The 20,001-nt window shown below is 58.4% G+C and carries 18 protein-coding genes and 1 pseudogene; 12 read left to right on the top strand and 7 right to left on the bottom strand.

What is annotated here, in order from left to right; translation table 11 throughout:
* The first annotated feature begins 213 nt into the window (after positions 1-213).
* Entirely contained in the window at positions 214-1,713 is a 1,500-nt protein-coding gene (locus tag AC4OVS_RS11950) for an aldehyde dehydrogenase family protein (RefSeq protein WP_022648012.1), read from the top strand.
* A gap of 152 nt (positions 1,714-1,865) precedes the next feature.
* Positions 1,866-1,940, top strand: a pseudogene (locus tag AC4OVS_RS11945) (hypothetical protein); the annotation flags it as partial.
* A 323-nt stretch (positions 1,941-2,263) separates the two neighbouring features.
* Here the strand turns inward: AC4OVS_RS11945 and AC4OVS_RS11940 are convergent.
* The 7 genes from AC4OVS_RS11940 to paaZ all read right to left on the bottom strand — a co-directional run bounded on the left by AC4OVS_RS11940 (position 2,264) and on the right by paaZ (position 11,523).
* Complete coding sequence (locus AC4OVS_RS11940; protein ID WP_045309013.1) at positions 2,264-3,370, bottom strand: GGDEF domain-containing protein; 1,107 nt, start codon at positions 3,368-3,370, stop codon at positions 2,264-2,266.
* 52 nt (positions 3,371-3,422) lie between these two features.
* Positions 3,423-5,396 (bottom strand): alkyl/aryl-sulfatase, encoded by a 1,974-nt coding sequence (locus tag AC4OVS_RS11935; protein WP_048966596.1) that lies wholly within the window; start codon positions 5,394-5,396, stop codon positions 3,423-3,425.
* Positions 5,397-5,562: 166 nt separating this feature from the next.
* The gene (gene tynA, locus AC4OVS_RS11930; protein ID WP_491922445.1) at positions 5,563-7,836 is read right to left on the bottom strand and encodes a primary-amine oxidase; all 2,274 of its coding nucleotides are present in this window, start codon (positions 7,834-7,836) and stop codon (positions 5,563-5,565) included.
* A 159-nt stretch (positions 7,837-7,995) separates the two neighbouring features.
* Positions 7,996-8,391, bottom strand: coding sequence for a hypothetical protein (locus AC4OVS_RS11925; RefSeq protein WP_022648016.1), 396 nt, complete (start codon positions 8,389-8,391; stop codon positions 7,996-7,998).
* On the bottom strand, positions 8,369-8,662 hold the full coding sequence (locus AC4OVS_RS11920) for a polymorphic toxin type 44 domain-containing protein (RefSeq protein WP_223825170.1): 294 nt from the start codon (positions 8,660-8,662) through the stop codon (positions 8,369-8,371). Before AC4OVS_RS11920 ends, AC4OVS_RS11925 begins: the two co-directional genes overlap by 23 nt.
* Before the next feature lie 113 nt (positions 8,663-8,775).
* Complete coding sequence (locus AC4OVS_RS11915) at positions 8,776-9,258, bottom strand: Hcp family type VI secretion system effector (protein WP_022648017.1); 483 nt, start codon at positions 9,256-9,258, stop codon at positions 8,776-8,778.
* Between the two features lie 225 nt (positions 9,259-9,483).
* Positions 9,484-11,523 (bottom strand): phenylacetic acid degradation bifunctional protein PaaZ, encoded by a 2,040-nt coding sequence (gene paaZ, locus AC4OVS_RS11910; RefSeq protein ID WP_058646321.1) that lies wholly within the window; start codon positions 11,521-11,523, stop codon positions 9,484-9,486.
* 285 nt (positions 11,524-11,808) lie between these two features.
* Here paaZ and paaA point away from each other — a divergent pair, with 285 nt between their 5' ends.
* From paaA to pcaF, 10 genes are read left to right on the top strand one after another with little or no spacing between them, the layout of a single operon-like run.
* On the top strand, positions 11,809-12,738 hold the full coding sequence (gene paaA / locus AC4OVS_RS11905; protein ID WP_022648019.1) for a 1,2-phenylacetyl-CoA epoxidase subunit PaaA: 930 nt from the start codon (positions 11,809-11,811) through the stop codon (positions 12,736-12,738).
* 12 nt (positions 12,739-12,750) lie between these two features.
* A complete protein-coding gene (paaB, locus tag AC4OVS_RS11900) occupies positions 12,751-13,038 on the top strand; it encodes a 1,2-phenylacetyl-CoA epoxidase subunit PaaB (RefSeq protein ID WP_003857353.1) in 288 nt (95 codons plus the stop codon).
* 8 nt (positions 13,039-13,046) lie between these two features.
* The gene (paaC, locus tag AC4OVS_RS11895; RefSeq protein ID WP_410022507.1) at positions 13,047-13,793 is read left to right on the top strand and encodes a 1,2-phenylacetyl-CoA epoxidase subunit PaaC; all 747 of its coding nucleotides are present in this window, start codon (positions 13,047-13,049) and stop codon (positions 13,791-13,793) included.
* 11 nt (positions 13,794-13,804) lie between these two features.
* Positions 13,805-14,302, top strand: a complete 498-nt coding sequence (gene paaD / locus AC4OVS_RS11890; protein WP_003857347.1) for a 1,2-phenylacetyl-CoA epoxidase subunit PaaD — start codon at positions 13,805-13,807, stop codon at positions 14,300-14,302.
* A 7-nt stretch (positions 14,303-14,309) separates the two neighbouring features.
* Positions 14,310-15,380 (top strand): 1,2-phenylacetyl-CoA epoxidase subunit PaaE, encoded by a 1,071-nt coding sequence (paaE, locus tag AC4OVS_RS11885; protein ID WP_063853672.1) that lies wholly within the window; start codon positions 14,310-14,312, stop codon positions 15,378-15,380.
* A complete protein-coding gene (gene paaF, locus AC4OVS_RS11880; protein ID WP_491922444.1) occupies positions 15,377-16,144 on the top strand; it encodes a 2,3-dehydroadipyl-CoA hydratase PaaF in 768 nt (255 codons plus the stop codon). Before paaE ends, paaF begins: the two co-directional genes overlap by 4 nt.
* Entirely contained in the window at positions 16,144-16,932 is a 789-nt protein-coding gene (gene paaG, locus AC4OVS_RS11875; protein ID WP_120773519.1) for a 2-(1,2-epoxy-1,2-dihydrophenyl)acetyl-CoA isomerase PaaG, read from the top strand. The genes paaF and paaG overlap by 1 nt, the downstream gene beginning before the upstream one ends.
* A gap of 1 nt (position 16,933) precedes the next feature.
* Complete coding sequence (paaH, locus tag AC4OVS_RS11870) at positions 16,934-18,358, top strand: 3-hydroxyacyl-CoA dehydrogenase PaaH (protein WP_058646318.1); 1,425 nt, start codon at positions 16,934-16,936, stop codon at positions 18,356-18,358.
* The gene (gene paaI, locus AC4OVS_RS11865) at positions 18,348-18,770 is read left to right on the top strand and encodes a hydroxyphenylacetyl-CoA thioesterase PaaI (protein ID WP_023300032.1); all 423 of its coding nucleotides are present in this window, start codon (positions 18,348-18,350) and stop codon (positions 18,768-18,770) included. Before paaH ends, paaI begins: the two co-directional genes overlap by 11 nt.
* Positions 18,770-19,975 carry a 3-oxoadipyl-CoA thiolase gene (gene pcaF / locus AC4OVS_RS11860; protein ID WP_032624312.1) on the top strand — a complete coding sequence of 402 codons (1,206 nt, stop codon included), beginning with the start codon at positions 18,770-18,772 and terminating at the stop codon, positions 19,973-19,975. Before paaI ends, pcaF begins: the two co-directional genes overlap by 1 nt.
* Positions 19,976-20,001: the final 26 nt, after the last annotated feature.

Below are 20,001 nucleotides of genomic sequence, written 5' to 3'. Positions count from 1 at the left end.
TCGCATTGTTGCATTTATGTTGCATATTGTCAGGGCTACGAGGCTGACTATAGGAAAGAACACTCAACGGTTACAGCGATATAAGCGGGAATTATCACGATTTGCGGAGCCTGTCACAGCTGGCAAAGCGAATGTCACACAGACAAAAGCAGGAATGCGAATCCCCTCTTAGACTGCATACACACCCTGCGAAGCATAACGAAGGAGTATCCTATGTCCGAATCACACGTCGCCGTCCTGCCTGGCGTGCAGCAGTTTTTAGATCGCCAGCACGGCCTGTGGATCGAAGGGCGTCAGGCGGCATCCGATAGCGAAAAGCGTCTGAACGTCTACAACCCGGCGACCGGAGAGGTCATTGCCTCCACCGCCGATGCCAGCGTTGATGATGTCGATCGTGCGGTGATGTCTGGCTGGCGCGCCTTTGTCGCCCGAAGCTGGGCCGGGCGGCTTCCGGCCGAGCGGGAACGCATCCTGCTGCGGTTTGCGGATCTGGTGGAACAGCATGGCGAAGAACTGGCACAGCTCGAAACCCTGGAGCAGGGGAAATCGATTAACATTTCCCGCGCCTTCGAGGTGGGCTGCACCCTGAACTGGATGCGCTACACGGCAGGGCTGACCACCAAAATTGCCGGTAAAACCCTCGATCTCTCGATTCCACTGCCGCAGGGCGCGCGTTATCAGGCGTGGACGCGTAAAGAGCCGGTTGGGGTCGTGGCGGGGATTGTGCCATGGAACTTCCCGCTGATGATTGGCATGTGGAAAGTGATGCCCGCGCTGGCGGCAGGTTGCTCCATCGTGATCAAACCCTCGGAAACCACGCCGCTCACCCTGTTACGGGTGGCGGAACTGGCGAGCGAGGCGGGGATCCCGGATGGCGTTTTCAACGTGGTGACCGGCAGTGGCGCCGTCTGTGGCGCGGCACTGACCTCGCACCCGCGCATTGCCAAAGTGAGCTTTACCGGATCGACGGCGACGGGCAAGCAGATTGCCCGCGCGGCGGCGGATACGCTAACGGGCGTGACGCTGGAACTGGGCGGCAAAAACCCGGCCATCGTGCTGAAAGATGCCGATCCGGCGTGGGTGATTGAAGGGCTGATGACCGGCAGCTTCCTGAATCAGGGGCAGGTCTGCGCGGCCAGTTCACGTATATATATTGAAGCTCCGCTGTTCGACACGCTGGTCAGCGGCTTTGAACAGGCCGTGAAATCCCTGAGCGTCGGGCCGGGCATGTCGCCGGATGCGTTTATCAACCCGCTGGTGTCGCGCGCCCACTGCGATAAGGTCCAGGCGTTTCTGGATGAGGCGAAGGCGCACAATGCGGAGCTGATCGCCGGGAACCGGGGGCCAGACGGCAAAGGCTATTACGTTTCGCCAACGCTGGTGGTCAACCCGGATAATCATCTGCGACTGACGCGTGAAGAGGTCTTCGGGCCGGTGGTGAATCTGGTCCGTGTAGCTGACGGGGAAGAGGCGCTTCAGCTGGCGAACGACACTGAATACGGCTTAACGGCCAGCGTCTGGACGCAGAACATCAGTAAAGCGCTGGAGTACACCGACAGGCTACAGGCCGGAACCGTGTGGGTGAACAGCCACACGCTGATAGATGCCAACCTGCCGTTCGGCGGCATGAAGCAGTCTGGCACCGGGCGCGATTTCGGCCCCGACTGGCTGGATGGCTGGTGTGAAACCAAGTCGGTGTGTGTGCGGTATTAATAAAACGCCGGGTGGCGGCTACGCCTTACCCGGCCTACGGGATCGAGGAAAAAGGTTGGTTTTGTAGGCAGGGTAAGCGCAGCGCCACCCGGCGTAACTTACAGCGACCACCGATTCCGCCCGGCCTCCTTCGCCCTGTACAGCGCCGCATCGGCGCGGGCGATGATTTCCGCCCCGACTGGCTGGACGGCTGGTGTGAAACCAAGTCGGTGTGTGTGCGGTATTAAAAAAACGCCGGGTGGCGGCTACGCCTTACCCGGCCTACGGGATCGAGGAAAAGGTTGGTTTTGTAGGCCGGGTAAGCGCAGCGCCACCCGGCGTAACTTACAGCGACCACCGATTCCGCCCGGCCTCCTTCGCCCTGTACAGCGCCGCATCGGCGCGGGCAATGATTTCCGCCCCGACTGGCTGGACGGCTGGTGCGAAACCAAGTCGGTGTGTGTGCGGTATTAAAAAAACGCCGGGTGGCGGCTACGCCTTACCCGGCCTACGGGAGCAAGGAAAAGGTTGGTTTTGTAGGCCGGGTAAGCGCAGCGCCACCCGGCGTAACTTACAGCGACCACCTATCCCGCCCGGACTCCTTCGCCCGATACAACGCCGCATCGGCGCGGGCGATGATTTCCGGGCCGGCCAGTCCTGGGGTATAGCCGGCAATGCCCATACTCACCGTCACACATTCACTCACCTTCGACGCGCTGTGCGCAATGGCTGCGGTGCGCAGGCCAGCCTGGATCCGCGCGGCGACTTTCTCAGCAACGCTTTCTTCACAGTCAAAGAGGATCACGACGAACTCCTCACCACCGTAGCGCGAAACCACATCCTCTGGCGTGCGCACCGAGGTGTTCAGCACCTCCGCGACCCGCGCGAGACACGCGTCCCCCGCCTGGTGACCATAGGTGTCGTTATACAGTTTGAAGTAGTCGACATCCAGCATCAGGACCGTGAAGCGTTTGCCTTGCTCCACCGCATTTTCCAGCACCAGCTCCATCGCCCGGCGGTTGGCCGTTTTCGTCAGCGGATCCTGATGGGCCAGCGCATCCAGCCGCGAAATTAAACGCTGATTCTGCTGGTTGCGACGCCAGGCCTCTTCAAACCAGCTTAAGAGGATGTAGCGTCCGCAAACGAGAATGAACGTGAACACCACCCACAGCCCGGCAAAGCGAAGGTTCATCTCCTGATTCAGCAGCATGCTGGCAACGGGCATGGTGATCCACAGCGGCGCGATAAAGCACACCAGTCCCACCGGATGAAAATAGAGCGCGGTCATACCGGCCATCAGCAGGGTAACGAATATCGGCCAGGGATGAGGAAGCTGTATCACGTTGATAAACCAGTAACAACTTATCGACCACAGCAGGCTACACATTAACAGCACGGCGCTGACGCCGCGGATGTGGCGCCAGGCCATTATTACCAGCGCCACGGAAAGGATGACTACCCCCAGCATGGAAGCGTCAATCATCTGTGTGAGAGGTGGGCTGACGTGTAAGAGGGTATCAATTTGGCCGAACAGGGAATTGCGCAGCAGGATCATGAGCGCAAAGCTCGCGTTGACGAAGGCGAGCCACGGCAGGTTCATGGCCAGCCCGTGGACAACCATGGCGTTACGGGTCGGCCAGGTCGCGGGCTCCGGAGTGGCGTTGTGTCTTTTTTCCATGAGAGAGAATGTCCCTGTGGCGGGCGGAAAGACCGCCCGCGAGTGCATGCCTTTACGGGGTCACAATGTTAAACCAGAATTCAAATTTATCCATGTAACCGAGCATGGCATCGAGTTTTGCGGCATCGCCCGTCACTTTGATATCGCCATTATCCTGAGCCTGTTTAAGCGTCACTTCTTTCAGGATGATTTTATTCAGCGTATCGCGGTTGAGGGTCACGGTCGCGTCAGCATCCTTCGCTTCGGCGTTCGCCGTGTGGTTCAGCACGCCATTTTCCAGCTCCAGCTTGTATTTGCCGCCGTCGCTGCCGAGGTCGATGTTAAACACCGATTTTGCATCCGCTGCTTTTTCACCGTTGATATGCACCGCCAGATAGTCAAAGAACATTTCTGGCGTCATTGCGCGCACGGTATCCGGGCTGGCGGTATTCGGGGTCGGACCTTTCACCACGCCGTTACGCAACTCCTGCGCGCCGGTCAGGTAGAAGTTACGCCATGGGCCGGATTCAGCCTGATAACCCAACTGCTCCAGGGCATCCGCTTCAAGGTTACGTGCGGCCTGGTTGTTTGGATCGGCGAATACCACTTTGCTGACCACCTGAGCCACCCAGCGATAGTTGCCCTGGTCAAAATCGGTTTTAGCTTTACTCAGGATGGCATCCGCGCCTCCCATATACTCCACAAATTTCTTCGCGGCTTCTTCAGGCGGCAGTTCATCCAGGGTCGCGGGGTTGCCGTCAAACCAGCCTAAATAGAGCACGTAGGTGGCTTTGACGTCATGACTGACTGAACCGTAATAGCCTCGGTTGGCCCAGGTATTGGCCAGGGAGTTCGGCAGCTTGAAGTTGGCGGCGATCTCGTCACGCGTCAGCCCTTCATTCGCCATGCGCAGGGTCTGGTCGTTGATGTAGCGGTAGAGGTCGCGCTGGCTTTTCAGCAGGTTAACCACATTCTCGTTGCCCCAGGTCGGCCAGTGGTGCTGCGCCATGATAACTTCGGCCTTATCACCCCAGCGTACAATTGCCTGGTTGATGTATTTCGACCATGGCAGCGGTTCACGAATTTTCGCACCGCGCAGGGAGTAGGTGTTGTGCAGGGTATGGGTAACATCTTCCGCAGACTCGATCAGCTTTTTCTCTTCGATATACCAGAGCATCTCAGAAGGCGCTTCGGAGCCCGGCGCGAGCATAAAATCATAGGTCAGGCCATCGATCACCTCTTTCTGACCATCTTTCTCGATGATATTGGTCGGGGCAATCAGGGTCACCGTCCCGGCGGAGGTGGTGGTGCCGAGCCCCGCACCCACCTGGCCTTTCGCATCCGGCTTCAGCAGGTTGCCGTACATATAGCTGGCGCGGCGGCTCATGACGTTACCCGCCATGATATTTTCCGCGACGGCGGCCTCCATAAATCCGGCTGGCGCGTAGACTTTAACCTTGCCGGACTTCACGTCGGCTTCGTCCACCACGCCGCGCACGCCGCCATAGTGGTCAACGTGGCTGTGGGTATAAATAACAGCGACGACAGGTTTCTTGCCGCGATTTTTATAGTAAAGATCCATCCCGACTTTGGCCGTCTCCGCCGACACCAGCGGATCGACCACGGTAATACCTTCTTTACCTTCGATAATGGTCATGTTTGACAGGTCGAGGTTACGGATCTGGTACACGCCCTCGGTAACTTCAAACAGGCCGCTGATGTTAATCAGCTGGGACTGACGCCATAAGCTCGGGTTAACCGAATCGGGCGCTTTATCGCCTTCCTTGATGAAGGCGTACTGCTGTGGATCCCAGACGGTGTTGCCTTGCTCCCCTTTGATAATTTCCTGAGGTAGCGGGGCGATAAACCCTTTGTGGGCATTGGTAAAATCGGTGTTATCGGAGAAAGGAAGCTGGTTGAAGAGTGCGTTGTTGGCCTGCTGAGTTGCTGCGGTTGCATCCTTAGGGGCTTCTGCGGCCCAGGCTGAACTGGCGGAAATGAAAAAACCGGCCAGCGCAAGGCTTCTTGCTATCTCATTGACTTTCATCCTAAAACCTCTCGGTTATGTATAGCGTTGTTCATGGACACTTCGATATCTACAAAATGTTTCAGATGTTGCAAAAGCATTAAGCGAAGTAACATTAACTATAATCGGGGAGTGGTATTCAGCAAGAAAGCGAATGAAAAACCGGGCATCGTGCCCGGTCAACGTGTTATTTCTGCTCTTTTTTCTTACCGATCGTTGGCGTCTCGTCAAAGAAGTTCCACGGCTTGAGTAACGTGTGCACCCATTCCGTCGGCATTATCGGCCACTCCTCGGCGCGGGCGACATGGGTGGTGCCGGTGGTCATCCAGATGACGTTATCCTGGTCGTTCAGCGACTCGTTATCTTTGCTGTACTGGCCGAGGCCCGTATCATGCGTGGAACGGTTCGGGTATTTTCCCTCCGGGTACATCTCGTCGGGATGGTAACGCGTCACCCACAGCTGTTTATCCATAAAGCTCAGGCGGTGATAAATCCACTCGTCCGGGGCAAACTTCGCGCCCGTCGCCACCGGGTGTGTGCCCCCCGCGTAAGGGATGATCTGATACGAGACCGGGTTGCCCATGCGGTTCTCTTTGCTGGTGTTGCTCAGCAGGCGGATGGTGCCCGGATCAAACTTCTGCGCCGCCTGCTGTTCGGTATCAATATCATACTGATTCACCTGCATGGTGCTGGTGCGCGGACCGCCAGCGGTGTTCGGTTTGACGTCCGGATCCATGGCCACCAGCTTGTTGTTGATGCCGTCCACGTCCATATCCAGACGGAAGTTGTAGATGTGCTGGTGGGTGGTGCCGACAATATTATGGTCGATCAGCGTACCGTATCGGGTGTCATCCTTCGCGGTGGCATCATGCATGGTTTTCGTCTGCACGCCTTTCACCGCTTCAATGCCCGTGGCCCCTGCATCAATTCCGATGGTGCCGTTTTCGTGGAATACCCAGTCGAAGATATAATCGTAGTTACCCACGGTGCTGACCCAGCGCACCACCAGCTCGCGGCGCTCGGTGCTGACGTTGGGTTTACCTAACTCCTGATGCTTATACTCCGGCCCGGCGTAACGCTCGAAAATGGCGATCGCCCGGGGGATCTCCATTGGCGCACCGGTATAGTCCGGGATGGTTTCGTTGAGCATCACGGCGTTAGACGGAACATCCTTGCCGCGCACCAGCGGGGAGGTCAGGGTACCCATGCCGTAGTCGCCGGAGTCCAGGTAGGCCTTAAAGTACCAGCCGATATCCGGGTCGCCGTACGGCACAATCATGCCCCCGAGCGATCCCTGATACATCACCTGTCGCTTTTTGCCGTTGTCGTTATAGGTCACGGTGGAGATCATCGGGCCGACGCGCGAGTCCAGGCTCAGATGAAAATCCCAGTTCTGCCAGTGCACCATATCCCCGGTAATGGTGTAGTTCTTGCCTTCCGGCTCGATAATCTCCAGCGGTTTTTTCACCGTTTCAACGCGGTCACGGCCATCATAAGGACGCGGGGTGAGCGGCACCGGCACGACCGGGCCCTCCTCAATCTTCTGGATTTTCTTCTGCTCGAGATCCACCACCGCAACCAGGTTTTCGATCGGGTGCGCCCAGTAGTTACCGTCGCCCACGTCGAGATAGCTGATCACTTTCAGCAGGCGGTCTTCCTGTTTCAGCCCATCCTTGCCGTCAAAAAAGCCGACGGTAAGCGGGGTGGTGATCACTTTCTTCGGATCGGTAATGCCGCGCTTTTTCAGCACGGCGGCAAACTCCGGGCTTTCATTGATGATCTGCTGCACGGTATTGAAGTCATCCAGCAGCACCATGCCGTGCGCGTCTTTGATCGGCTCCCAGCGGAGGATCTTTTTGTCCTTCAGATCCACCCGGCTTTCGATGATGCGTTTGCCGTCAAGCATAATGATATTGGCCTGGCGGGGCGCATCCACCGCCGTGCCGTTAAGCACGAAGTCCCAGACTTTGGCTTTTTCTGGCTCCGCCAGCGCAATCTGGGTAAAGCGGGTATTGGGTTTAAAATCCGCAGAGGCTTTCACGATTGCTACGGCCTGGTTAATTTCATCAGCCGTCAGCGCGTTTAACGGGTGGGGGCTTTTTTCAACCTGGAATGTCTGATCAAGACCGGACTGAAAGACATCGTTGATAAAAGTCTCCGGGATATAGGCCTTATTGTTCTTCATCACCACGGGCACCTGGAGCGTCAGCGGTTTGCCGTTAACGATGGCGGTGTTGGCGCCGGGTTTGACCTTCACAAAGGCACCGTCTTTAGCGATGGTGAACATCTGGGCGTAATCATCCCACTGCACGTCCGCGCCAAACGCCTGAAGCGTTTTGTCCATCGGGACCATATGCGCCTCGCTGCCGTGAGCGTAAACAGGGGATTGCCAGGCGCAACAGAGCGCAACGGCCATGGCCAGTGCCGTTCTACGGGCAAAAAAAGAAGAATTGCTTCCCATCGCAGACCTCATCTTGTTGTGTTTATTGTGTTGTGTCAGCCTTATCCTGACAGGCGCGCACGAAAAGCGTTTGCCTGCATCTGCCAGGTTGTTTGTCAGTCTTGCCAGGTTAAAAAAAGACCGGGGGTGCATCACACCCCGTGAAAGTGAAAGTGTGCTTCAGTAAGGTGAACTGTCGAGATGAATGCAGACATCGAAACCTACCGTCGTGAACGAATAAACCGTACCGCGAACGCGAAGATAAATGTCTCCATTTTTAATTGCCACTGAAGCTTTATCATCATCGGTGATCATGACGGGATTGATATTCTTAATGTTAGACATGAATTCTTCCGGACTTTTTTTCGCATCAAAGAGATAAATATGAGACCTGTTTTTAGACAGTGAGCCCGTCTCAACCTGGGTGATGTAAAGAGTTAAACGATCGTTAACCTTGATTTTTTCCTGCAAATTTTCATACACGGTAAAAAGATCGCGGAAAGGGTATGCAATGAATATGAGAAAACTAAAGATAATAATTCCAGCTCGCCAGTTAAAAACCCGAACGTCGCGCATAATCTATTCCTGCCCTTATCCATAACTGATCGACTGGATCATCACCGTAATTATTATTGTTCTGGAATTTTGCAAATTCGGCAGGATCGCTTGTCCCGGCAAGAATCTGTGCAGTGCCTGCCCCCCGGAGCAGAATTCCCTCAGGAATGCCTGCTGCCGCACCAACGGCACCGTAATGAAAATTGCCAAAATTGGCATACTCTGCACGGCCTTGTTTATAATCCCAGGGACCATGGTTTCTGACCATTTGATAAAACCATATGTAGGTCATTAATGAGGGGCCACCATGAAATCGCGCTATTATCATGTGGCTAACGACGTCCACGCCAGGTGGTGCAAAGGATGCAATATTATAGGGTGTTGAATAGGAAGGATTTCGCATATTTAACGCTCAGCCCAACAGTCTGCAAACTGTATATTACCATCGCAATATGTCCATGTTATTTTATCATAGCGTAGTTCCACGACTTCAAGATGATTATGTTTTTCTTTCGTCGGGTCTTTAATGTCATGCATCAATGGCGTAACGGAAACGACGCGAATATTATCGAGACGCATATTGTAATATTCTACTTCCTGTCCGGCGTCATTAATGCGATACCACCTGAACTCGGCCGTTTTAAGGGTTTGGCCAGTCGCAACCGCTTTCATCAGGTAAGGGGAGGAGGAATCGATTTCTTTTTGAAATACGACTGGGGCATGGTTACGTTTACTGGTAATTTTCCCGGTCAATGGATCGGTTGGGAGGCGAAGATTGTGTGTAAAGCCAGTGACTTCAATGCTTCCCTCACGGTAACAAACATCCACCGAGCCTGTAATTTTTGTACCACCATCGTCAGTCAAGAAAAGGTAAACAGGAATTGCCATAGTCTGTTAATCATCCATGTAATTTAACGCGGGAATATTCCCGGCGATAAATAATAACTATGCTAACTATACGGTCAATTTGCTTAGTGTTTCCGGTTGTAACTTATCCAAACCAGGCAGACTGGATGGTTCGATTAATCAAAGCCAACCAGCCCCTGTATTACCTTCCGTTTATTTTGATGCGCTCAAACACTCGAGGCAGCAAGGTTAATGCCATTGCTTTGATTAAAAGTCACCCTGCTGGCGCGCCACCAGCGTCAGGATGGAGTAAAGCGCCACGGCCTGCTGATGCTGGTTGAAGATCTCCACCGCCCATTCCACCACGCCAGTCGGTTTTTCCTCGGCAGTGCGCTGTTTCTTCAGCGTTTTACGTTTACAGGTCAGGCGCACCTGAATGGTATCGCCCGGCTTGACCGGCTCGATAAAGCGCAGGTTTTCCATGCCGTAGTTGGCAATAACCGGCCCAACCCCGGCATCGACAAACAGCCCCGCTGCGGCGGAAATCAGGAAATAACCGTGTACCACGCGCTCGCCAAAAATCGACTCCGCCGCGCCAATTTTGTCCATATGGGCATAGAAATGATCCCCGCTCAGGCAGGCAAAATTCACGATATCCGCTTCCGTCAGGGTACGACGCGGGGTCAGCAGGCTGTCGCCCGGCTGTAACTCCTCGAAGTATTTACGGAACGGATGAACGCGATCTTCCAGCACCTCCGCGCCACGGACCCACTGTTTGCCGATGGCGGCGAGCATGGACGGGCTGCCCTGAATGGCCGTGCGCTGGAGATAGTGCTTCACCGCACGCAGGCCGCCCAGCTCCTCGCCGCCGCCCGCACGTCCCGGGCCGCCGTGCACCAGCTGCGGCAGCGGTGAACCGTGGCCGGTGGATTCTTTCGAGGATTCCTGGTTGAGGATCTGAATGCGTCCGTGGGCGCGCGCGGCACCGGCAATAAATTGCCGCGCCACGTTTGAATCTGCCGTGACCAGCGTTCCCGCCAGGCTGCCGCCGCCCGCCCGCGCCAGCTGCATGGCGTGTTCACTGTTGCGGCAGGGCATCAGGGTGGCGACGGGGCCAAAGGCTTCGGTGGCGTGAACGGCCGGAGTTTCGTCCGGCTGCGGGCAGAACAGCAGGGTGGGCGGGAAGAATGCGCCAGCCGCCTGCATATCGGCTTTACCACCCAGACGGATCTGGCAGCCCGAGGCAAGCAGATGATCGACTTTTTCCTGCACGTCAGCACGTTGCTCACTGTTGACGAGAGCCCCCATCTTCACCCCTTCCTGGGCCGGATCGCCGACGACCACGTTCTCCAGCCGCGCAATCAGCGCCTGGCTGACGGCTTCAACCTGCGCTTCCGGCACGATGATGCGGCGGATGGCGGTACATTTTTGCCCGGCCTTGGCGGTCATCTCGCGCACCACTTCACGGATAAACAGCGCAAACTCCGGCTGGTCCGGCGTTACGTCTTCACCGAGCACGCAGCAGTTAAGGGAATCCGCTTCCATAGTAAACGGAATGGAATGCGCGACGATATTCGGATGTACGCGCAGGCTCTGCCCGGTGCTGGCCGACCCGGTAAACGTCACCACGTCCTGGCTGTCGAGCTGGTTCAGCAGATCGCCCGCGCCACCACAGATCAGGCTGATGGCGCCGTCCGGCACCAGTCCGCTCTCGACGATCGCTTTCACCATCGCCTGAGTCACCTGCGCGGTGGCGGTGGCGGGCTTGATGATGGCGGGCATCCCGGCAAGCCAGGTGGGTGCGAGCTTTTCCAGCATCCCCCAGCACGGGAAGTTGAACGCGTTGATATGCACCGCCACGCCGGATTTCGACGTTAACACGTGACGTGCCGCAAAGCCGCCTTCCTTCGACAGCGGGATCAGCTCATCCTCCGGCCACAGGGTATCGTCCGGCAGCTCACGGCTGCCGAGGCTTGCGTAGGTGAAGAGGGTGCCGATACCGCCTTCAATATCCACCCAGCTGTCGGCCTTCGTCGCGCCGGTCTGGGCTGACAGGGCATAAAACCGATCCTTCTGGCTCAGCAGATGTTTGGCCACCGCCTTCAGCATGGCGGCGCGCTCGATAAAGCTCATTGCGCGGAGCGCTTCTCCGCCGTGTTCAATGGCGTAACGGCGCGCGGCCGCCATATCCAGGCCTTCGCTGGTGACTTCAAATAGCGTTTCCCCGCTGATGGCGTGGGTGATGGTGCGCTCGCGGCCCCGGCCTGATTGCCAGGTGCCGGACAAGAAGCTGGCTAACTGCTGCATTTCTTCTCTCCAGGTGTTTCGTGATTTCACTATAAATAGTTTGATCGCGAATCATAAAAAGCAAGCTGAGTTTTAATGAATTGTTAACGCTGTGATCTCTATTGCTTAGCCTGACCACCCGAAAGCCTTGTATAATCAGCCTTTCATGAAAAGGCTTGCGAGCGTCGTCACAAAATAAACAAACGCTTCTTGGGGTTATATTTAACCTTTGTGTAACTTTTAAGAAACCAAATGATTCACCATTATGCTGTTTTTGGTGATTTAACGAATCACAAAGGTGGTTATGTGACGCAAGAACAACGCTTTGAGCAACGCATCGCACAGGAGACGGCCATCGAGCCGCAGGACTGGATGCCGGATGCCTATCGCAAGACGCTGATACGCCAGATTGGACAGCACGCCCACTCTGAGATTGTCGGCATGCTGCCGGAAGGAAACTGGATCACCCGCGCGCCGACGCTGCGCCGGAAAGCCATTCTGCTGGCGAAGGTTCAGGACGAAGCCGGACACGGCCTGTACCTCTACAGCGCGGCGGAAACGCTGGGCTGCGCCCGGGAGGACATCTATCAAAAGATGCTCGACGGCAAGATGAAATACTCCTCCATCTTCAACTATCCGACCCTGAGTTGGGCCGATATCGGCGTCATTGGCTGGCTGGTGGACGGGGCGGCCATCGTGAACCAGGTGGCGCTGTGCCGTACGTCTTACGGCCCGTACGCCCGGGCGATGGTGAAAATCTGTAAAGAAGAGAGCTTCCACCAGCGTCAGGGTTTTGAAGCCTGTATGGCGCTGGCGCAGGGCAGTGAAGCACAGCGGCAGATGTTGCAGGACGCCATCAACCGTTTCTGGTGGCCCGCGCTGATGATGTTCGGACCCAACGACGACAACTCCCCAAACAGCGCCCGCAGTCTTGCCTGGAAGATCAAACGCTTTGGCAACGATGAGCTTCGCCAGCGCTTCGTGGACAACACGGTGCCTCAGGTGGAGATGCTCGGCATGACCGTGCCGGATCCCGACCTGCGTTTCGATGAAGAGAGCGGCCACTACCGCTTCGGCGAAATCGACTGGCACGAATTTGACGAGGTGATCAACGGGCGCGGGATCTGCAACCACGAACGTCTGGCCGCAAAACGTAAAGCCTGGGACGACGGCGCATGGGTGCGTGAAGCCGCTCTGGCCCACGCGGAAAAACAACGCGCCCGCCAGGCCGCATAAGAGGAATCAACCATGAGCAATGTTTACTGGCCGTTATACGAAGTTTTTGTCCGTTCGAAGCAGGGGCTGTCGCACCGCCATGTGGGCAGCCTTCACGCTGCCGACGACCGCATGGCGCTGGAAAACGCGCGCGATGCCTATACCCGCCGCAGCGAAGGCTGTTCCATCTGGGTGGTGAAGGCGAGTGAAATCGTCGCCTCCCAGCCGGAAGAGAGCGGGGAGTTTTTCGATCCGGCGGAAAGCAAGGTCTACCGCCATCCGACGTTTTACACCATCCCTGATGGCATTGAGCATATGTGAGGTTGGGGATGAACAACGTATCTGCTTATGCCCTGCGTCTGGGTGACAACGGTCTGGTGCTCTCACAGCGTCTGGGCGCCTGGTGCGGCCATGCGCCGGAGCTGGAAATTGACCTGGCGCTCGCCAATATCGGCCTTGATCTGCTCGGGCAGGCGCGCAATTTCCTGACCTACGCCGCTGAACGGGAGGGTAAGGGTGATGAAGACACCCTGGCCTATGGCCGCGATGAGCGTCAGTTCCGCAATCTGCTGCTGGTGGAACAGCCAAACGGCAGCTTCGCCGACACCATTGCCCGTCAGTATCTGATGGATGCGTGGAACGTAGCGCTGTACGAACGGCTGATCCACAGCAGCGACAGTCAGCTTGCCGCCATCGCGGCAAAAGCCATTAAAGAGGCGCGCTATCACCTGCGCTTCAGCCGCGGCTGGCTGGTGCGGCTGGGGGACGGGACAGAAACCTCCTCACAGAAAATGCAGCAGGCGGTGGATAGCCTGTGGCGCTTTACGGCTGAATTGTTTGACGCCGACGACGTCGAGCTGGAGCTGGTTGACACCGACGTGGCGGTTGATCCGCGCGCCCTGCGGGAATCGTGGGAGCGCGAAGTGTTTGCGGGGCTGGCGGAAGCTACCCTCCGCGTGCCCGAGGAAGTGGCGTATCGCACGGGCGGCAAGAAGGGGCTACATACTGAACACCTCGGACCGATGCTGGCTGAGATGCAGTATCTCCAGCGCGTTTACCCCGACCAGCAGTGGTAAAGGAGAACACTATGCAACGCCTCGTCGACATTGCGCCTGCCCAAATCCCGCAGATTTGGGCGCTGTTAAGCCAGATCCCCGACCCGGAAGTGCCGGTGCTGACCATCACCGACTTAGGCATGGTGCGCAGCGTGAAGGCGCAGGGGGAAGGCTGGGTTATAGGCTTCACGCCAACCTATTCGGGCTGTCCGGCAACGGAGCATCTGCTGGGGGCGATCCGCGAAACTCTGACCGGGAACGGCTTTTCCCCGGTACATATTGTGCTGCAACTGGAGCCCGCCTGGACCACCGACTGGATGACCGACGATGCCCGCAGGCGCCTGCGGGAATATGGCATCAGCCCGCCTGTCGGCCATAGCTGCCATGCCCACGTTCCTGCGGAGGTGAGCTGCCCGCGCTGTGCGAGCACCGATACCTCGCTCATCAGTGAATTTGGTTCCACGGCCTGCAAAGCGCTCTACCGCTGCAATACCTGCCGTGAGCCCTTCGACTATTTCAAATGTATTTGAGGCTGCCATGACAACGTTTCATTCATTAACAGTGGCAAAAGTGGAACCCGAAACCCGCGACGCGGTGACCATTACCTTCGCGGTGCCGCAGGCGTTACAGGAGGCGTACCGCTTCCGTCCCGGTCAGCATTTGACCCTGAAAGCCAGTCCTGGCGGGGATGAACTGCGCCGCTGCTACTCCATCTGCCGGAGCACCGCGTGCGGTGAGATCAGCGTGGCGGTCAAAGCCATCGAGGGCGGACGTTTTTCCCGCTATGCCCGGGACGAGATCAAACCTGGCATGGCGCTGGAGGTGATGGTTCCCCAGGGGCATTTTGGCTACCAGCCGCAGGCCGAACGCGAAGGCCACTATCTGGCGATTGCCGCCGGGTCCGGGATCACCCCGATGCTGGCGATTATGTCCGCTACGCTGGCCACTGAAGCCCACAGCCACTTCACCCTGATTTACGGTAACCGCAGCAGCCAGAGCATGATGTTCCGCCGGGCGCTGGCGGACCTGAAAGATAAATACCCGCAGCGTTTGCAGCTGATCTCTATCTTCAGCCAGGAGACGCTCGACAGCGATCTGCTCCATGGCCGTATTGACGGGGAAAAGCTCCATGCGCTGGCAAAAACGCTGGTGAATTTCCGCCAGTACGATGAAGCCTTCATCTGCGGCCCGTCGGCGATGATGGACGAGGCTGAGGCGGCGCTGAAAGCGCTGGGTATGCCGGAAAAAGCGATCCATCTTGAACGCTTTAACACGCCGGGAACCCCCGTTAAACGGACAGTCAGCGTGCAGGCCGACGGGCAGAAGGTCACCGTCCGTCAGGACGGGCGCGACAGGGAGATCACCCTGACGGCGGACGACGAGAGCATTCTTGACGCGGCCCTGCGTCAGGGGGCGGATCTGCCTTACGCCTGCAAGGGCGGCGTGTGCGCCACCTGCAAATGCAAAGTGCTTCGTGGGAAGGTGGACATGGCGACCAACTACAGCCTGGAGCCGGACGAGCTGGCCGCAGGCTATGTGCTGAGCTGTCAGGCGCTGCCGTTAACCGCTGACGTTATCGTCGATTTTGATGCGAAGGGGATGGCATGAGCGAACTGATTGTCACCCGTCATGGCCGCGTGTTGCAGCTGACGCTTCACCGTCCGGCGGCGCGCAACGCGCTCAACAATGCGCTGCTCACGCAAATCGCGGAGCAGCTTGAAGCCGCCGCCGCGGATGCGGAGATCGCCGTCTGTGTGATTTACGGCAACGAACGCTGCTTTGCCGCCGGGGCCGATCTCAACGAAATGGCGGAGAAAGACCTGCCCGCCACACTGAACGATATCCGCCCGCAGCTGTGGGCGCGGATAAACGCCTTCACCAAACCGCTGATTGCCGCCGTGAACGGCTACGCGCTGGGGGCAGGCTGTGAGCTGGCGCTGCTCTGCGACGTGGTGATTGCCGGTGATAACGCCCGCTTTGGCCTGCCGGAAATCACCCTCGGGATCATGCCGGGCGCAGGCGGCACCCAGCGGCTAATCCGTAGCGTGGGCAAATCGCTGGCCAGCAAAATGGTGCTGACGGGCGAAAGCATCACGGCGGTTCAGGCGCACAGCGCCGGGCTGGTCAGTGGCGTTTACCCGGCCTCGCTGACGCTGGAGTATGCCCTGAAGCAGGCGGGGCTGATGGCGCGCCACTCGCCGCTGGCGTTACAGGCGGCGAAGCAGGCGCTTCGCCAGTCGCAGGAAGTGCCGCTTCAGGCCGGGCTGGCGCAGGAGCGTCAGCTGTTTGCGCTACTCGCGGCCACCGACGATCGCCGGGAAGGCATCAACGCCTTTTTACAGAAACGCACCCCAGACTTTAAAGGACGCTGATTGTGGAATTTATTCTGAGCCATGTTGAGCAGGGCGTAATGACCATTACGCTGAACCGCCCGGAGCGCCTGAACAGCTTTAACGACGTCATGCACCAGCAGCTTTCCGAATGCCTGAAGCAGGCCGAGCGCGATGACGCTATCCGCTGCCTGCTGATCACCGGGGCAGGACGCGGTTTCTGCGCCGGGCAGGATCTCAACGACCGTAACGTGGACCCGAACGGCCCTGCGCCGGATCTGGGCATGTCCGTTGAGACTTTTTACAACCCGCTGGTGCGCCGCCTGGCAAAACTGCCGAAGCCGGTGATTTGCGCGGTTAACGGCGTGGCGGCGGGGGCAGGTGCCACGCTGGCCCTCGGCTGTGACATGGTGATTGCGGCCCGTTCAGCCAGCTTTGTGATGGCCTTCAGCAAGCTCGGGCTGGTACCGGACTGCGGCGGAACCTGGCTGCTGCCGCGCGTGACCGGACGCGCCCGCGCCATGGGGCTGGCATTGCTGGGCGACAAGCTCAGCGCCGAGCAGGCACAGGCCTGGGGAATGATCTGGCAGGTGGTGGACGACGAGCAGCTCTCCGCCACCGCACAGCAGATGGCGCTGCATTTTGCCTCGCAGCCGACCTATGGCCTGGGCTTGATCAAGCAGGCGATCAACGCCGCTGAAACCAACACCCTCGACGCCCAGCTTGATCTGGAGCGCGACTATCAACGTCTGGCTGGACGCAGCGACGACTACCGGGAAGGCGTCAGCGCGTTCCTGGCAAAACGCGCGCCGAACTTTACGGGGAAATAAGATGGTGAATATCCATACGGTCGCCGTCATTGGCAGCGGCACCATGGGCGCCGGGATTGCCGAAGTGGCAGCCAGCCACGGTCATCCGGTTCTGGTGTACGACATTGACGCTGCGGCGATTTCCCGCGCCGTCGACGGCATTCGCCAGCGGCTGTCCTCTCGCGTTGCGCGCGGAAAACTCTCTGCCGACGCCGGGGAACAGATCCTCGCCCGCCTGACGCCGGTGACGAATATCAGTGCTCTGGCGAAAGCCGATCTGGTGATCGAGGCGGCCTCCGAGCGGCTTGAAGTGAAAAAGGCGCTGTTTACCCAGCTGGCAGAGGTTTGCCCGCCGCAGACGCTACTCGCCAGCAATACCTCGTCTATTTCCGTTACCGCGATTGCGGCGGAGATAAACCACCCTGAACGCGTCGCCGGGCTGCACTTCTTCAATCCTGCCCCGGTGATGAAGCTGGTGGAGGTGGTCAGCGGGCTGGCGACCTCACCCGAAGTGGCCGATGCGCTGTGCGAGCTGGCGCTGAGCTGGGGAAAGCAGCCGGTACGCTGCCAGTCCACACCGGGGTTTATCGTCAACCGCGTAGCGCGTCCTTTCTACTCGGAAGCCTGGCGCGCGCTGGAAGAGCAGGTGGCAGCGCCCGAGGTGATCGACGCCGCCCTGCGAGACGGCGGGGGTTTCCCGATGGGGCCGCTTGAGCTGACGGACATGATTGGTCAGGACGTCAACTTTGCCGTGACCTGCTCCGTATTTAACGCCTTCTGGCAGGAGCGTCGTTTTTTGCCGTCGCTGGTGCAGCAGGAGCTGGTGCTGGCGGGGCGTCTGGGTAAGAAAAGCGGGCAGGGCGTTTACCGCTGGCAGGAGGACAAACCCGCCGTCAGCTGGCTCGCCCCGGTCAGCCACAGCTTCAGCCCGATGCGCGCACAGCGAAGAAGTGACGGTGTCACGGAAATTGACGATCTGTTGTTGATCGAAACGCAGGGTGAAACCGCGCAGTCGCTGGCGCTGCGCCACGGCTGTCCGGTGGTGGTGGTCGACCGCATCGAGCGGGATGTGGCCGTTATAGCCGCCGCGCCCGGCAACCCGCACGCCGCCACGCAGAAAGCCATTTACTGGTTGCAGCACCAGGAGAAACGGGTGGTCCAGATTGCGGATTACCCCGGCCTGCTGATCTGGCGCACGGTGGCGATGATTGCCAACGAAGCGCTGGATGCCCTGCAAAAAGGGGTCGCCAGTGAGCAAGACATCGATACCGCCATGCGCTTAGGGGTCAACTATCCCTGCGGCCCCATCGCCTGGGGCGAGCGCCTTGGCTGGCAGCGTCTGTTAACGCTGCTGGAGAACCTGCAACGTCACTACGGCGAGGAACGTTATCGCCCCTGTTCACTGCTGCGCCAGCGTGCGCTTCTGGAGAGTAGTTATGAGTCATAACGCCTGGCATAACGCCCGCGCGATGTACGAACGGGACGCCTGCGCGCAGGCGATGGGGATGGACATTATCGAGATGGGCGAGGGCTACGCGGTGGTGACCATGACCATCACCCCGCAGATGCTTAACGGGCATAAAACCTGCCACGGCGGACAGCTATTCTCGCTGGCCGATACCGCCTTTGCCTACGCCTGCAACAGTCAGGGGCTGGCGGCGGTGGCCTCAGGCTGCGCCATCGATTTTCTGCGTCCGGGCTTTGCTGGCGATAAGCTGACCGCTACCGCGCGGGTGAAGCATCAGGGCAAACTGACCGGCGTCTATGACATTGAAATTCAGAATCAACAACAGAAAACCGTCGCTCTTTTTCGCGGGAAATCCCACCGCACCGGCGGCAGTGTGACAGGAGAAGCCTGATGCGTAACGCATTTATTTGTGAGGGTGTGCGTACCCCGGTCGGTCGCTACGGTGGAGGATTATCCAGCCTGCGTGCCGATGACTTAGGGGCCGTTCCGCTGCGTGCGCTGCTGGCGCGTTACCCGCAGCTCGATCTGGAGCGCATAGATGACGTGATCTTCGGCTGCGCAAATCAGGCCGGAGAGGATAACCGCAACGTGGCGCGCATGTCGTCGCTGCTGGCCGGGCTGCCGCAGACCCTTTCCGGTACCACCATTAACCGCCTGTGCGGCTCCGGTCTGGATGCCCTTGGCTTTGCGGCGCGCGCCATTAAGGCCGGGGATGGCGATCTGCTGATCGCCGGTGGCGTCGAATCCATGTCCCGTGCGCCGTTCGTGATGGGTAAAGCCACCGCGGCGTTTCAGCGTCAGGCGGAGATCTTCGATACCACCATCGGCTGGCGATTTGTGAATCCGCTCATGCATCAGCAATACGGAACTGACAGCATGCCGGAAACGGCAGAGAATGTAGCGGAATTGTTAAATATAAGCCGTGCCGATCAGGACGCATTTGCCCTGCGCAGCCAGCAGCGCACCGCGCTGGCGCAGCAGAATGGCGTTCTGGCGCAGGAGATAATCCCGGTACAGGTAACGGGGAAAAAAGGCGCGGTAACGGAAGTGAGCGTAGACGAGCATCCGCGCGCCGAAACCACCCTTGAACAGCTTGCCGCGCTGAAAGCCCCGTTTCGCAAGAACGGTGTGGTGACGGCGGGGAACGCCTCTGGCGTCAACGACGGGGCGGCGGCGCTGATTATCGCCAGCGAGCCGATGGCGCTTGCCCAGGGGTTAACCCCGCGCACCCGCATTGTGGCCATGTCGACCGCGGGCGTCGAGCCGCGTCTGATGGGATTAGGCCCGGTTCCCGCCACCCGTAAGGTGCTGGAACGTGCCGGACTCAGTATCACCGATATGGACGTCATTGAGCTTAACGAAGCCTTCGCCGCACAGGCGCTGGGGGTGCTGCGTCAGCTGGGCTTGCCGGATGACGCGGAGCATGTCAACCCGAACGGCGGAGCGATCGCGCTAGGTCATCCGCTGGGAATGAGCGGTGCCAGACTGGCGCTGGCCGCGAGCAATGAATTGCACCGACGCGGCGGGCGCTACGCGCTGTGTACGATGTGCATCGGTGTGGGTCAGGGCATTGCCATGATCCTTGAGCGTGTTTGAGCGAACAATAATGTGAGTACCCTGCG

The sequence above is a fragment of the Enterobacter sp. 4974935 genome, from assembly GCF_058661735.1.
This window is presented reverse-complemented; position numbering and strand designations above follow the sequence as displayed.

Excerpts from the sequence above, each read along its gene's own strand:
- AC4OVS_RS11950 (WP_022648012.1), top strand. The coding sequence starts at position 214 with ATGTCCGAATCACACGTCGCCGTCCTGCCTGGCGTGCAGCAGTTTTTA.
- AC4OVS_RS11940 (WP_045309013.1), bottom strand. The coding sequence starts at position 3,370 with ATGGAAAAAAGACACAACGCCACTCCGGAGCCCGCGACCTGGCCGACC.
- AC4OVS_RS11935 (WP_048966596.1), bottom strand. The coding sequence starts at position 5,396 with ATGAAAGTCAATGAGATAGCAAGAAGCCTTGCGCTGGCCGGTTTTTTC.
- tynA (WP_491922445.1), bottom strand. The coding sequence starts at position 7,836 with ATGGGAAGCAATTCTTCTTTTTTTGCCCGTAGAACGGCACTGGCCATG.
- AC4OVS_RS11925 (WP_022648016.1), bottom strand. The coding sequence starts at position 8,391 with ATGCGCGACGTTCGGGTTTTTAACTGGCGAGCTGGAATTATTATCTTT.
- AC4OVS_RS11920 (WP_223825170.1), bottom strand. The coding sequence starts at position 8,662 with ATGACCTACATATGGTTTTATCAAATGGTCAGAAACCATGGTCCCTGG.
- AC4OVS_RS11915 (WP_022648017.1), bottom strand. The coding sequence starts at position 9,258 with ATGGCAATTCCTGTTTACCTTTTCTTGACTGACGATGGTGGTACAAAA.
- paaZ (WP_058646321.1), bottom strand. The coding sequence starts at position 11,523 with ATGCAGCAGTTAGCCAGCTTCTTGTCCGGCACCTGGCAATCAGGCCGG.
- paaB (WP_003857353.1), top strand. The coding sequence starts at position 12,751 with ATGAGCAATGTTTACTGGCCGTTATACGAAGTTTTTGTCCGTTCGAAG.
- paaC (WP_410022507.1), top strand. The coding sequence starts at position 13,047 with ATGAACAACGTATCTGCTTATGCCCTGCGTCTGGGTGACAACGGTCTG.
- paaD (WP_003857347.1), top strand. The coding sequence starts at position 13,805 with ATGCAACGCCTCGTCGACATTGCGCCTGCCCAAATCCCGCAGATTTGG.
- paaE (WP_063853672.1), top strand. The coding sequence starts at position 14,310 with ATGACAACGTTTCATTCATTAACAGTGGCAAAAGTGGAACCCGAAACC.
- paaF (WP_491922444.1), top strand. The coding sequence starts at position 15,377 with ATGAGCGAACTGATTGTCACCCGTCATGGCCGCGTGTTGCAGCTGACG.
- paaH (WP_058646318.1), top strand. The coding sequence starts at position 16,934 with ATGGTGAATATCCATACGGTCGCCGTCATTGGCAGCGGCACCATGGGC.
- paaI (WP_023300032.1), top strand. The coding sequence starts at position 18,348 with ATGAGTCATAACGCCTGGCATAACGCCCGCGCGATGTACGAACGGGAC.
- pcaF (WP_032624312.1), top strand. The coding sequence starts at position 18,770 with ATGCGTAACGCATTTATTTGTGAGGGTGTGCGTACCCCGGTCGGTCGC.